The 13,146-nt window shown below is 59.1% G+C and carries 11 protein-coding genes; 7 read left to right on the top strand and 4 right to left on the bottom strand.

Annotated elements, in window-relative coordinates; genetic code table 11:
• Position 1: 1 nt before the first annotated feature.
• From MGMAQ_RS17595 to MGMAQ_RS17580, 4 genes are read left to right on the top strand one after another with little or no spacing between them, the layout of a single operon-like run.
• Positions 2-1,507, top strand: coding sequence for an MBOAT family protein (locus MGMAQ_RS17595; protein ID WP_046022569.1), 1,506 nt, complete (start codon positions 2-4; stop codon positions 1,505-1,507).
• Positions 1,508-1,547: 40 nt separating this feature from the next.
• The gene (gene kdsB, locus MGMAQ_RS17590; RefSeq protein WP_198409135.1) at positions 1,548-2,318 is read left to right on the top strand and encodes a 3-deoxy-manno-octulosonate cytidylyltransferase; all 771 of its coding nucleotides are present in this window, start codon (positions 1,548-1,550) and stop codon (positions 2,316-2,318) included.
• Positions 2,319-2,325: 7 nt separating this feature from the next.
• Positions 2,326-3,261, top strand: a complete 936-nt coding sequence (locus tag MGMAQ_RS20520) for a hypothetical protein (protein WP_052716521.1) — start codon at positions 2,326-2,328, stop codon at positions 3,259-3,261.
• The gene (locus MGMAQ_RS17580) at positions 3,258-4,217 is read left to right on the top strand and encodes a phosphoglycerate dehydrogenase (protein ID WP_046022567.1); all 960 of its coding nucleotides are present in this window, start codon (positions 3,258-3,260) and stop codon (positions 4,215-4,217) included. The genes MGMAQ_RS20520 and MGMAQ_RS17580 overlap by 4 nt, the downstream gene beginning before the upstream one ends.
• A gap of 363 nt (positions 4,218-4,580) precedes the next feature.
• Here MGMAQ_RS17580 and MGMAQ_RS17575 read toward each other — a convergent pair whose 3' ends face one another.
• The 4 genes from MGMAQ_RS17575 to MGMAQ_RS17560 are packed head-to-tail and all read right to left on the bottom strand — an operon-like array spanning position 4,581 to position 9,714.
• Positions 4,581-5,453, bottom strand: coding sequence for a glycosyltransferase family 2 protein (locus MGMAQ_RS17575; RefSeq protein ID WP_046022566.1), 873 nt, complete (start codon positions 5,451-5,453; stop codon positions 4,581-4,583).
• Positions 5,450-6,169, bottom strand: a complete 720-nt coding sequence (locus MGMAQ_RS19960; protein WP_082085513.1) for a bifunctional 2-polyprenyl-6-hydroxyphenol methylase/3-demethylubiquinol 3-O-methyltransferase UbiG — start codon at positions 6,167-6,169, stop codon at positions 5,450-5,452. Before MGMAQ_RS19960 ends, MGMAQ_RS17575 begins: the two co-directional genes overlap by 4 nt.
• Positions 6,159-8,015 (bottom strand): asparagine synthase (glutamine-hydrolyzing), encoded by a 1,857-nt coding sequence (gene asnB, locus MGMAQ_RS17565; RefSeq protein ID WP_046022565.1) that lies wholly within the window; start codon positions 8,013-8,015, stop codon positions 6,159-6,161. Before asnB ends, MGMAQ_RS19960 begins: the two co-directional genes overlap by 11 nt.
• 1 nt (position 8,016) lies before the next feature.
• Complete coding sequence (locus MGMAQ_RS17560) at positions 8,017-9,714, bottom strand: heparinase II/III family protein (RefSeq protein WP_046022564.1); 1,698 nt, start codon at positions 9,712-9,714, stop codon at positions 8,017-8,019.
• On the opposite strand from MGMAQ_RS17560, the gene MGMAQ_RS19955 reads away from it, so the two are divergent.
• From MGMAQ_RS19955 to MGMAQ_RS17545, 3 genes are read left to right on the top strand one after another with little or no spacing between them, the layout of a single operon-like run.
• Entirely contained in the window at positions 9,713-10,642 is a 930-nt protein-coding gene (locus MGMAQ_RS19955; protein ID WP_052716519.1) for a class I SAM-dependent methyltransferase, read from the top strand. The genes MGMAQ_RS17560 and MGMAQ_RS19955 overlap by 2 nt on opposite strands.
• Positions 10,639-11,679 carry a hypothetical protein gene (locus MGMAQ_RS17550; RefSeq protein ID WP_046022563.1) on the top strand — a complete coding sequence of 347 codons (1,041 nt, stop codon included), beginning with the start codon at positions 10,639-10,641 and terminating at the stop codon, positions 11,677-11,679. The genes MGMAQ_RS19955 and MGMAQ_RS17550 overlap by 4 nt, the downstream gene beginning before the upstream one ends.
• Positions 11,676-13,049 (top strand): MBOAT family protein, encoded by a 1,374-nt coding sequence (locus tag MGMAQ_RS17545; RefSeq protein WP_158498892.1) that lies wholly within the window; start codon positions 11,676-11,678, stop codon positions 13,047-13,049. The genes MGMAQ_RS17550 and MGMAQ_RS17545 overlap by 4 nt, the downstream gene beginning before the upstream one ends.
• Positions 13,050-13,146 lie beyond the last annotated feature (97 nt).

The following is a 13,146-nucleotide window of genomic DNA, read 5'->3' as shown; positions in this document are numbered from 1 at the left end:
TATGCTGTTCTCGTCACAAACCTTTCTGGTAGTTTTTCTTCCGGCGCTGGTTTTGGGCACCATTTTACTGGGGCGACTGGGTTCACGGAAGCTGGTGGCGTGGTACCTTTTGTTGGCCTCGCTGATCTTTTATGGCTGGTGGGAACCGCGATACCTGTTGCTCATCGCCGTCTCGATCTACGTGAATTTTGCCATCGGCAAGAAACTGCACGCGAAGCCCTCGAAGCTGTTCGTGGGGGCCGGCATTGTCTTCAATCTGGCAATCCTCGGGTACTTTAAGTACGCCAATTTCTTTCTCGACAATATCAATTTCCTGGCCGGCACCCACTGGGATGCGGGAACCATTATTCTGCCCCTTGCCATCTCGTTTTTTACCTTTCAGCAGATCGCCTATTTGGTCGACGTATATCAAGGCAAGGCCGAGGACCATGATCTGGGGCAATACGCGCTGTTCGTGACATTCTTCCCCCAATTGATCGCCGGGCCGATTGTTCATCACAAGGAGATGATGCCACAGTTCAACAAGCCCGAAGTCTTTCATTTGACTGGAGAAAACCTTAAAATCGGCTTATTGATTTTCTCCATCGGTCTGTACAAGAAAATCGTCATTGCCGATGGGATCTCGGTCTATTCCGACGCCGTGTTTGCCGCCGATACGGTATCGCCAACCTTTCTGGAGGCCTGGGCGGCGGCGCTATCCTATACGTTCCAAATCTATTTCGATTTCTCTGGCTACTCGGACATGGCCGTTGGGCTGGCCCGCATTTTCGGCATCCGCCTTCCGATGAATTTTTGTTCACCCTATCGCGCGAGCAGCATCATCCTATTCTGGCGCCATTGGCACATGACTCTCTCGCGCTTCCTCCGTGACTATTTGTATTTTCCCTTGGGGGGCAACCGCCATGGAACCGCGAGGCGGTATGCCAATTTGATAACGGTCATGTTGCTTGGTGGATTGTGGCATGGCGCCGGTTGGACCTTTATTGCCTGGGGCGCCTTGCACGGCCTGTACCTGGTGGTCAATCACGCCTGGAACGCCTTGGGACGCACCATGCAATGGACTTCGGGTGGATGGATCGGTCGATGGGCCGGGCGTGTGTTGACATTTGTCGCCGTGGTTGTGGCCTGGGTCTTTTTCCGTGCCGATGATTTTTCTGACGCGGGGACCATATTGCTGGCAATGAGTGGGATGGGGGATGCGGCTCCGACCCAATCGATGGTCAATGGCGCGGCTTGGTTCTGGATCGCGATTCTGTTGGGCGTGGTCTGGATACTGCCCAATACCCATGAGTGGTTTGCCGGGCACAACCCGACGGTCGAACCGGAATACGGCGCCCCCGATTCCCTGTTGCGCCATCGTTGGATTTGGGAAGGCTGGTCCGGTGCCCTGTGGCGCCATCGAATGCTGTTCTTTGCCCCCTTTGCCGCGATCCTCGGTAGCGTGGGATTGGCTGTCGCGATATACAGGGGCAGTGAAATCGTCTCGTTTATTTACATGGCTTTTTGAGGGGCGATCGAATGCATCCCGCCACCCTTGACAGGGGACTATGATGAAAACCATTGGAATTGTTCCGGCACGAATGGCCGCCAGTCGATTTCCGGGCAAGCCTTTGCATCCCATTTGCGGCCGACCGATGCTTGAGCATTGTATTTCTCGCGCCGCCCTGTTCGGCGGCTGGGACGGCCTGTTCCTGGCCACCTGCGACGAGGAAATCCGATCTTTCGGGGATGACAAGGGTTTCCCGGTGATTATGACCGCCGATACGCATACCCGGGCCTTGGATCGGGTCGCCGAGGCGGCTGAGAACTGCGGTCAGGACCTATCTGACGACGATATTATCGTTTGTGTGCAAGGAGATGAGCCCTTGCTGGGTCCCGATGTGATTGAGGCGGTGCTGAAACCTTTCGCTGAAGACCCGTCGGTTACCGGGACCATGTTGGCGGTGCCCATCCGCGATGAAGAGACCTTCCTCAATCCGGATATCGTCAAGATCGTTCACGATCGCCAAGGCGATGTCCTTTATACCTCGCGCAGCCCCGTTCCCTATGCCAAGGGCGGGTTTTCAGAGGATCTGGGCGCCTTGCGGGTTGGCGGCATTTTCGGCTTTCGCTGGCAATTCCTGCGCTGGTTTACCGAAACACCGGAATCCCCCTTGGAAATCAAGGAGGCCTGCGATTCCAATCGAATCTGCGACAACGGCTTTCGCCAGCGCATCGCCCCGATCCCCTATCGCCCCTATGTTTCGGTCGATAGTCCCGAAGACGTGGGGCGGGTGGAAGCGGTGATGCGCGACGATGCCTATTACGGACAATACTGAGGGCGCAATGCTGACCGACAATGATGCCCTGAAGGCCCTGGCCACTCTGGACGGCAGCGAGGCCAGTTCCTCGTTTTGGCGCGACCAGGAAGCCCGCTATTCCGTGGATGTGGACGGAGGGGTTCAAGGTGAAACAGTGCTGGGAAGCTATTCAGCGAAAACAGGCCTGCTTCACCGCCTGGGGCACTGGGTCCTGCAAACGCCATTCCGATTCATGGCACGACGATTCCGCGACCGCAGCCGGTGCGAGCGGATGGGGCGGGAAATCGCCCGGCGCCAGGGTCGGGCCTATACTCACGATATGCAGCGCCAAGCTCTGTCTCTGTCCCTGATTCGTCACTATCAGCCGTCCGGCACGGGGCAGGGAGTTAATCTGGTCATTGGCGATGGCTACGGTGTCATGACGTCGTTGCTGCTCATGGATGAACCCGGGCGGAAGACAATTACGGTCAATCTCAACAAGTCGCTGCTGTTGGATCTGGCCATGGCCCGGCGGGCTCACCCGGACATCCGGATCGCCCTGGTCTCGACCCGTGAGGAAATGGCCCGAGCCTTGACCGACCCGGGCTTCGGCCTGATCGCCGTGCGGGCCGATGACTGTTCCATTATTGATGCCGCTTCAGTGGCATTGGCGGTCAATATTGTTTCCATGCAGGAAATGGATCCGCCCGTTGTGGAAGAGTATTTCCGTATCTTGCGCGCCAATCCCGCCGGGGCGACCCGCTTTTACTGTGCCAACAAACTATGGAAACAATTACCGGACGGCACGGAATCCAAATTCGAGGACTACCCGTGGTCCGGAGGGGATTCGATTGATTTGGACGAAGTCTGTGCCTGGAGCCAATGGGTCTATAGTCTGCGCCCGCCGTTCTGGCATTACCGAAAGGGGAAACACCGCATCATCTGGCACCGGTTGGCGCAACTGGAGAAAGCTTCCACATGACCCGCATCGCCGTGACCTCCCGCTCCTTTTCCCGTCACCCGGTGTTGCGTGCCGAGCTGTTGGAGCGCTACGAACAGGTGACCTTCAACGATGACGGCCTAAAGCTGGAAGGGACTGCTTTAATCGACTATCTGCGCGGCCACGACCGGGCGATCACGGCCCTGGAAAAAATGACCGCCGAAGTATTCGATGCCTTGCCGGACCTGAGAATTCTGTCCAAGTATGGGGTCGGTTTTGACATGCTGGACCTTGCGGCCATGACCGAACGGGGGATCCGGCTCGGTTGGACCGGTGGCGTCAACCGGCGCTCGGTGGCCGAATTGACCATTGCCCTGGCCATTTCCCTGTTGCGTCATGTGCCTGCGGCCAATCGTGAAGTCCTGGCGGGAACCTGGCGCCAGCATATGGGACGGCATCTGTCCGAACGGACGGTGGGCATCATTGGCTGCGGCCATGCGGGCAAGGATCTGGCGGTTCTGCTTCGCGCCTTTGGCTGCCGTGTTCTGGCCCATGATATTCGGGACTTTCCGGACTTCTACAGCCGACATGGCATCGAGGCCATGGGGTTGGAAGATCTGCTTAGGGAAGCCGATCTGGTCACGCTTCATCTGCCATTGGACCCTTCGACGAAAAACATCCTCAATGCCGAGCGTTTTGCAATGATGAAACCTGGCGCCTTGCTGATCAATGCGGCGCGCGGAGGTCTGTTGGATGAGGCGGCGGCAAAGCAACAACTGATGAGCGGGCATCTAGCCGGTGCGGCCTTCGATGTGTTTGCCGAGGAGCCCCCTTTGGACCGGGAACTGATCGCCCTGCCCAACGTTCTTGTCACGCCGCATATCGGCGGCAGCGCCGAAGAGGCCATCCTGGCCATGGGCCGCGCCGCCATCGCCGGTCTGGATGACAACCGGCTGCCGGAGTTGGGCCTATTTCCGGAAGGCTATGGCGGGTATTAAACGCGAAAGGCTTTTGCGGACTGCTGAAAAAGTGTTGTCCTACGGCCCGCGTCACCCTTCGACAAGCTCAGGGTGAGGCTAACATGTTGAAAATTCGAAGGCCCTCATGCTGAGCTTGTCGAAGCATGTGTCGCCACAGGCTCGAAATCGGACTTTTTCAGCAACCTGTTAGAGCCAGATGTTCAGTCCCAGAGAGCGGTGGTTATCATACTGTCACGATCAGGGGCGCCGCATTATGGGGTTTACCCTGGACGAATACATCCATATCGGAACCCAAGAGGCGTTCCTCGAATACAATTTCTGGAAAGACAGAGACTGGGTGTTCTCGGTGTCCGACCGATAATGCTCTTGATGCGCAATGCTTTAGGCGGGTGCGAAAAGAGACGTGATCAGCCGCCAAGGCAGCCTTAGGAGGGTTCGCATCAGCGGTACCATCGCCCCTCGGGACCTGTAAACCAGTATTGTTTCTAAATGGATGGCGATGATTCTGTACCAAAGATCGCTTGGTATCGGACCCGATCTTTTTCGCACCGCTTCGCGGTATCGATAGGCGACGCGCAAAGTGCATGACAGCCGCCTCTCGGTATTGCTCATAATGCTATTTGGCGTGATGTAATAAAGTGAGAGCGGTTCGTCGAAAACGAGAAAACGTGCCTTCGGGTCCTTGAGCATGTTCAGCCATAGATCGAAGTCCTGGGCATTGGGAAGGGATTCGTCGAACCCCCCCACCGCCAAGACAGCATCCCGCGTGGCGACAACCGTACAAGTGTCAATATAACCCTTGCGGTAGAGGGTTCGATAAGGATCACGGGGTTCATTGAAGCGGGCGGCGCAATCGTTGAGATCCCTACTCTCTCCATCAACAATCCAGCCGTTGTGCGCCACCAGGACATAGCCGCCTGCGGCCATATGGTCCAAGGATCGCTCCAATTTTGTCGGCAGCCATTCATCGTCGGCATCGAGAAACGCCAAAACCGATCCGCGTGATTCCGCGATAGCCCGATTGCGCGCCGCTCCGGCTCCGCCGTTTTTCTGCTGTATGACGGTGAGGTCGATATTCTTCAAGAGCGCGCGACAGGCCTCGGTCGCCTCCAAGGTGCCGTCGTCCGAACCATCATCCACCACCACCACCTCGTCGGGCAGACGGCTCTGACGGGCCACGCTCTCAAGAGCCCGACGGATGGTCCCCGCCGAACGATAGGCGGGAATGATGACGCTGACGCTTTCCTTGGTCATGGTTTGCGGGCCATACAAATCAGGTTCTTGCCGAAGGGTGGGTGGCGCAGCAGGGCTTCAAGGAGCCGGGTCAAAGGGACGCCAACCCGGTCGTACAGCGATGCCATACGCGGATCAATTTCCGTCTTACCCATTTTTACATTGATCAGCCACCAGGGCAGGACTCCCAGCAGGTCGGTATAATCGAGGGTGGCGATGTGAAATCCGGCGCCCACGATCCCGGCTTTGAGGTCCGCCTTGTGATAGCGGCGAAAATGTCCGACCCGCCGGTCGAACTCGCTATAGAGCCCTTGCATCGCCGGGACAAACAGCAGCAGGTGGCCACCCGGCTTGAGGATCCGATACAGGTCACCAAGCGCCTGGTGGTCATCCTCGATATGTTCGAGCACATTGACCAGGATCACACAGTCCCGGCTATCCGCAGGGATCGTCGAAACGGCGGCTTCCAGCTTGGCGGGAATGATGGTTACTCGGGAGTCCGTCTCAAAACGCCGGGCTAGAATCGCGGAATGGACAGAGGACGGTTCGACCAGATCGAGCCCCGATAAATGAGGCAATAGTTTCTCGGAAAAAGTCCCGGCTCCCGCGCCGAATTCTATGCCATGCCCCTTCAATACCGGTCGAAAGGTTTCCAGAATCCAACCATAGTAGTTTTCCAGTCCGCCCAAGGCTTCTAGGTCCAGGCCTTCATAGTCCGCGCTGCTCTCACACATCATTCAGATCCTCGATCGTGTCGCTTTCCCCATGCATGCGCACTGTCAGTTCCAGCATGGCCAGGGTATAGACCCGAAAGCCATGGCGCTCCGGTTCGGCCATCAATCGTGTGATTCCCTCGGCACTCCACCAGCCCCGCTCCAAGGTTTCCGGTCGGGTGAGCAGACGTCGGATGGGGTCGGCCAGCCCCGCCTTCAGCCAGGCGGGCACCGGCGAGGCAAAGCCCTGTTTCGGTGCTTTCAATAACGCCTCGGGTAGATAGCGCGCCGCCATGCGCCGTTCCAGGGCTTTTTGTTCGCCGCCGGGGGTACGGATCGTCGGCGGCACGGCCAAGGCCGCTTCCACCAGCCGGTGATCGAGGAACGGGACCCGGCCCTCGACTCCCACGGCCATGGCGGTACGGTCCAGCAGGACCATCAGATCATCGGCCAGATAGGTTTGCAGGTCGGCGGCCAGGGCGGCACTTTGCGGTGGACCGTCAAACTCCTGGTAAGGCGCTGTCTGGGCCGCCGGAGGCGAAACCAGCCGGTTGCCGATCAATCGCCGGATCGGGTCTGGGAAGTGGCCTGTGTGGTCATGCAGGTAACCCGCCCGGTCGCGGCTGAATTTCTCCGCCCGGCGTAGCTGGAAGGCGGTCATGGCCGGGGCCAGGGGCTCGATCAGACCCCGCCGCAGGAGGGCCGGTATCTTTAGATAGCGCTGTTCCACCGGCAGCGGAAAATAGCGGCCATAGCCGGCAAACAGCTCGTCGCCGCCACTGCCGTTCAGGGCCACGGTCACATGTTCGCCCAAGGCCTGTTCGATCAAAAAGTTGGGCAATAGCGCCGCATCGAACAGCGGCTCCTCGCAATGCCAGGCCAGCTTCGGCAACAACCGCCCGGCATCGCGGGCATCCACCTCGACCATCTGGTGGTTGGTGCCATAGCGGTCGGCCACGGCCTGGGCCAACGGGGCTTCGTCATAGCGCGCGCCGGGAAAGCGCACGGTGAAGGTATTGACCGGCTGGACACTTTGTTCCGCCGCCAGGGCCACCATCAGCCCGGAATCCAGACCGCCGGACAGCAGCGCCCCCACCGGCACGTCGCTGCGCAGCTGCAATCGCACGCTATCGCGCAGCAGGTCAATCAGATGGGTCTCGATCTCTTGTGGATCCTCCGGCAGATCGAAGGCGGCTCGGGGCCGCCAGTAGCGCTCGATGGTCACCGATCCGTCGGCCCCGGCGCGCAGCAGGTGCCCCGGTTGCAGTTTGTGAACCCCGGTGTACAGGGTCTCGGGGCCCGGCACCCAGCCATGGGCCAGATAGGCCGAGACCGCCTGTTCATCGATGCGCCGCTCGATCAGGCCGGAGGCGAACAGCGATTTGATCTCCGAGGCGAACAACAGCCCTTTGCCGGATGTACGGGCCCAATAAAGCGGCTTGATTCCCAGCCGGTCGCGGACAAGCAACAGTTGGTGGGGGTCGCGCTCGTACAGGGCCAGCCCATACATGCCATTGAGTTGATGAACAAACTCCTCGCCCAGATGCGCGGCCAGGGGGAGAACAACCTCCATGTCCCCCTGAGTGCGGTAAGGATAGTCCGGTTCGGCGCCACGCAGTTCCCGGTAATTGTAGATCTCGCCATTGCCCAGCAGCACGCGCTGGCCGCCGTTTTCGACGATAGGCTGATCGCCGGTGTGCAAATCAATGATGGCCAGACGCCGGAACACGGCCTGAAAGCGCCGATCTTCGGATACATGTTCCGCCTCGCCATCGGGACCACGATGGGCCATGACCCGGGCCATGGCCGAAAGATCTGCTGATATCGGGGCCGCATCGCGGGGCAGGAAAAGACCGGCAATTCCACACATGTCAGTCAAGCACCTCCAGCCGGACAATCAGCGAGGTGGGCAGGGTCACGGTTTGATCGATGTCGATGCAGGTGCCGGGACGACCGCGCCCGTAAGCCTCCCAGATGGTCGCCGAACGCAAAATGAACCCTTGGTCGGTGCTCAGGCGAAAGTAGCCGCCGATGATCACGTCTTTATCGTCGCGCTCCACCGGCAGGGCAGTGTGGAACAGCCGATTGGTTTTGTGCACGCCCATGCCGCCGATCTCGTCACGCAAGGTCAGGCGGTTGTCCTCGAATATCCAAGACCGGGTCACCGAGCCACCCGCTTTCAACCGCCCAAATCCGTCATGGCGCAGAAAGATTCCGTTGCCTTGGCATTGAAGGGTCGGTGGCTCGCCTCCCAGACGCTGGCGGAAATCAGCGTTGTAGTAGGGTTTGTTGGCGGCATAAGGATCGGCGCCATCAACCAGCAGTCCGTTGTGCGCCCGGGCGGAGCGATACAGGGCCGCCTCGCCTTCCTCCCCATAGGCACCGCGCCCGGGATCGACGAAGACCCGGTTGCCTTCGTGATGCAGTTCGAACGACCCCAGGTCTTGATGTCCATGGCCGGGCATGTGGCTCCAACCTTCCGGCGCCGCGTGCCAAAGGCCGCTCCAGGGGCCGAAGTCGGCGCGCAGCCAGCCATCTTGCCGCAACAACTCGCCATCCACCGGGTCCTGATCGCTTTGCAACAGGTCGGCGAACAGGGCCGGTTCGGCATCGGGGGAGATATCGCCAATCAATGGCAGGCCGCCCGGCAGGTTCAGATGAGGCAGCACGGCCAGCATGCGCGCAACGATGCGATCCAGGTCATCTGCCTCGGGCCGCCTATGGGCGCGGGCGGCCGTGGCACATTCGCGCAGATTACGGGTCAGCAGCAGATGGTAGTGGGAGGACCCCTCACGCAGGACCCCCGACGGCATCAAGATCCGCTCCGCTTCCCGGAGCAGAATCAGCGCCCCCAATTCGGTCGCTTGCGGCAGGCCCAGACCCAAACCCAAAAGGAACAGACCGCGCCCGTTGTTGCACAGATGATTGCCCGTGTGGTGGTCGCCGAAATACTCCAGCCGCTGGGCGATTGCCGGCGCATGGGCCGCGAGAATCCCAAGCGTCCGGTCGCGATCGCCAGGCAGTCCCTGGGCATGGGCGAAGCGCAGGATATTGATGGCCCGCTCTGCCGCCGTATAGGGATGCCAGGCCCAACTGTCGTCCACGGTCCCGGCGCTGTCACACCAGGCCCGCCAAAGGGCATCCACCCAGACTGGATCCGCTTGGTCCCCCAACCAAGGCAGCCAAGCAAAGCGGTGCAGGCCAAGCAATGCCTCGGTGTCGACGAAGCTCTTGTCGAACAGACCCGATAGATCGCCGGGCGCCACGGTCAGCGACGATCCCGGCAGAGGCATTATCATGGCCTTGTCGGGCGCGGGAACATCCAAGGATGCGCCATCCCATCGCGGTTCTTCCGCCGTCAAGGGCAGGTGGTCGGCGGCATAGGGCGGGCGATGGGCCTGGTAGGCGGGCTCCCCCGGCCAGCGACCGATGGCGCGTCCGATCAGCCAACGGCGCAGCACCGGATCGGCCTGGACCTGACGATACTTGCGAAGAAAAGCGGTGAGCACGGGCCAGACCCCAAAAAGCTTGTGGCGAGATACAAAAGCAATGGCTATACCAACAGCCATGAGCGTTCCAGACAAATCCGAACCGACCAAGGCCCATATCCAAAACTTCTGGAAATCCCTCTATGATTCTCTCTACGAGGACGTGGACCGGGATTTGTCCAAACAGGGCCTGTTGGAAGGTCTGGAGGCTTTGGAGGACATGTTCCGCTACCGCCGCCATATGGCGGTGGAAGAGATGCCTTTGTCGACGCTCTCGGGTAAGAAAGTGCTGGAGATCGGCCCCGGCGCGGGCGGCCATTCGGCCTTGTTCGCCAAGCATGGCGCCCGCATGACCTCGGTGGACCTGACCTTTCACCGGGCCCGGGCCACCCAGGCCAAGTTCGATTTGTTGGGCGAAGACGCTCCGGACTGCCGCGCCTTGCAATCGGATGCCGAGAACCTGCCCTTTGCCGATAACTGCTTCGACATCGTCTATTCCAATGGCGTATTGCACCATACCTTGGACACGGAAAAGGCCATGGACGAGGTTTTCCGCGTGCTCAGGCCCGGCGGACAGGCGGTGATCCTGCTCTATTGCAAGAGCTCCTGGCACTACTGGATCAACATGCTTCTGGCAGAGGGCCTGTTGCGCGGCAGGATTTTCAAGGACCCGGAGAACTGGTTGGGGCGAGCCACCGAATGGGGCGGCAAGAACCAGCAGACGGTGGAAAATCCCATCACCCGTTGCTACACGGCCGGCGGCATCCGCAAGCTGTTCGCCAAATTCGGCCATGTGACCCTGCGCAAGGGGGAATTCTATTTCTACCTCATTCCTAAGCTCGGCAAGCTCATCCGCGCTCGACAGATCAAGCGCTTCGGCACCCATCCGGGCGGCATCCTGGTCTATGGATCGCCCTGGCCCATCCAGTCGCCTTTGGAACTGAAACTGGGCAAGATCATGGGATTTGCCTGGTATGTCTCGGCCCGCAAGCTGGATCCTGCTGAATGAGGCGGGTGCTTCTGTTCCTGATGGTCACGGCTGTCCTATTGGGCACCATCCACTTTCTGGAAGACGTGATCCCGGAGACCAACCCGTTTTCCGAGGACCGCCCCGCCATTCCCCACACCGTTGACGGCTATGGGGAACATCAGATGGCGCGCATGAAGATCCGGCAGGCGGTGCGGCGAGACACCCCCTATGATGTCGGTTTGTTTGGCAACAGCCGCATCCTGTCCGTCGAGCGACAGTCCCTGGGTCAAGAGTCCTGCTCCCTGTTCAACTTCGCCCTTTCCGGCCAATCTTTCCGCAGTACCGTTGATCTGTTGCGTGAGCTGGCCTCCGTGAATCGCCTGCCACGCGTGGTCATCATCAGCCTCGACCATTTTGAGCTGCAACTCTACAACAACACGGAATGGACCGGATGGCGCCGCCGGATGGCTACCCTCAAGGCGGACCTTGCCGCGGTTGCCCGGGAGCCCAGCGGCGACCTTCGGGAAGCCATGCGAATACTGTGGCGCCATGCCTGGACGGAAAGCCTGTTGTTCCGACGTCAGTTCGAGGCGCTGTTCGTGCGCCGTTCGCTTCTGAATATCTTTGGACCCACCGCTGACCAGATGCCCGTGGCGCTCAAGGGGCAAGGCGGATATCGACCAGACGGCAGTCATCAACCACCAACTGCTCCGGTTACAAACCTGCCGCCTCTGACGAGGCACACACCCCAGATCATCGACACCATCCTGCGGCGGGACTTGCACCGCCTCAAGAAGCTGGAGCGCCGCCACGGATTGAGGATACTGATCTATGAGTCTCCTCTCCACCCCGCTAGCCGCGCGGTTTTCGACCATCAACCATCGGTCTTCGCGGTAAACAATCGGAAAACCTTTCTGGAAACCTGCGCAAACCTGAATCTGGCGTGCTTCTCGGCGGAATCGGTGCTTCTGCCCCCGGTAACCGGATGGACCGATGCCAGTCACCCTCCCGCAGCAGCCCTGGGCCAATGGATCGGCAGCGTCGCCCTGCCCGAAGTGGGGGGATGCGGGTCTTGATATTCAATCAGTTCGCTTTTCTGTTCATCTTCCTTCCCGTGGTTCTGACGCTGTTCTTTTTACCGGGTTTGCGATCCTGGCGGGCCCAAACGCTGATTGCGGCCTCGTTGGTTTTTTATGGCCTGTCAGGAATCGAACATGCGCTGGTTCTGTGCGCCGACGTCGTCTGGGTCTATTTCATCGTCACCCGACCCGCGTTTCAGTCCAGCCGACCACTTCTGTTCGCGGCCATCCTTCCACCAGTGCTTGCCCTCGGCTATTACAAGTACTTGGGCTTTTTACTGGATTCGGTCCTCGACCTGAGCGATCCGGGTATGCGCGAACAGTTCAGCTTGTTCATAGATATCCTATTGCCGGCCGGAATCTCCTTTTTCACCTTCCAGGTGGTGTCATTCGCCATTGACCGATACCGGGGTGAGGTGACGGATATGCCGTCATTCTCCCACTTCGCTGCCTACATCTCGTTGTTCCCGCAGTTGGTTGCCGGTCCAATTCTACGCTACCGGGATGTTGCCGTGGCCTTGCGGCACCTTGGACACTATCGTATGAGTGGCCACCACGGCGCTAGAGCGGTCGGCTATATCTGTTTGGGGCTGGCGGTGAAGGTCCTAATCGCCGACACCTTGGGCTATCACTTGGCTGACTATCGAAACGCACCTGGCAACCTGAGTCAGGAGGCCGCGCTCTATACCATTTTTGCCTATAGTTTTCAGATCTATTTCGACTTCTATGGGTATTCAATGATTGCCATCGGCCTGGGTGCACTGTTCGGCTTTTCGTATCCGCACAATTTCAAGCGACCCTACGATGCCCTCAATCCTCGGGATTTCTGGCGTCGCTGGCACATAACCCTGTCCTACTGGATCCGCGACTATCTCTATATACCATTGGGCGGCAATCGGGCTTATGCCCGCAACATCTTCATCGTCATGGCTCTTTGCGGCCTGTGGCATGGCGCGGGGTGGTCGTTCGTGGTTTGGGGTCTGTACCATGCGGGCCTTGTCGCCGGATATCACTATGGGAATTCTTTTTGGGATCGCCTTCCCGCGATTCTGCAGCGATCTCTTACCTTCACGCTCGTATCCTTGGGATGGCTGTTGTTCCTTTATGATTTTAATGGACTGGAACAGTTTTTACTCAGTTTGGGGGGATTGGCGGAAACCGTCCAGACCTCACCAACTTTCGAGATGTGGATCGGTGTCCTGTTCGCTGTACTGGTTGCCTTCGGGGTACGGCTCGAGCCACTGGCGGAAAACAATCAAACCGTGAAATGGAAAATCGTGGTTTTAAATGTTCTGTTCTCGGTCCTTTTCGTAACCGTTTTACTGTTTCTGGACCGATCTGAAACCTTCATTTATTTCAGGTTTTAGATTTCTGATCGAAAGCTGCCGTAGCCTTCCGGGAGCGCCCCCGGCTCCGGCAATCGATTGTTTTCGAGCCTATCGATGGCGGCATGCCCAGTGGCCC

Origin of the sequence: Magnetospira sp. QH-2, assembly GCF_000968135.1 — a bacterium.
Taxonomy (GTDB): Bacteria; Pseudomonadota; Alphaproteobacteria; order Rhodospirillales; family Magnetospiraceae; genus Magnetospira.
Note: the sequence above shows the minus strand (reverse complement) of the source record. Positions and strands in the feature narration are given on the sequence as shown.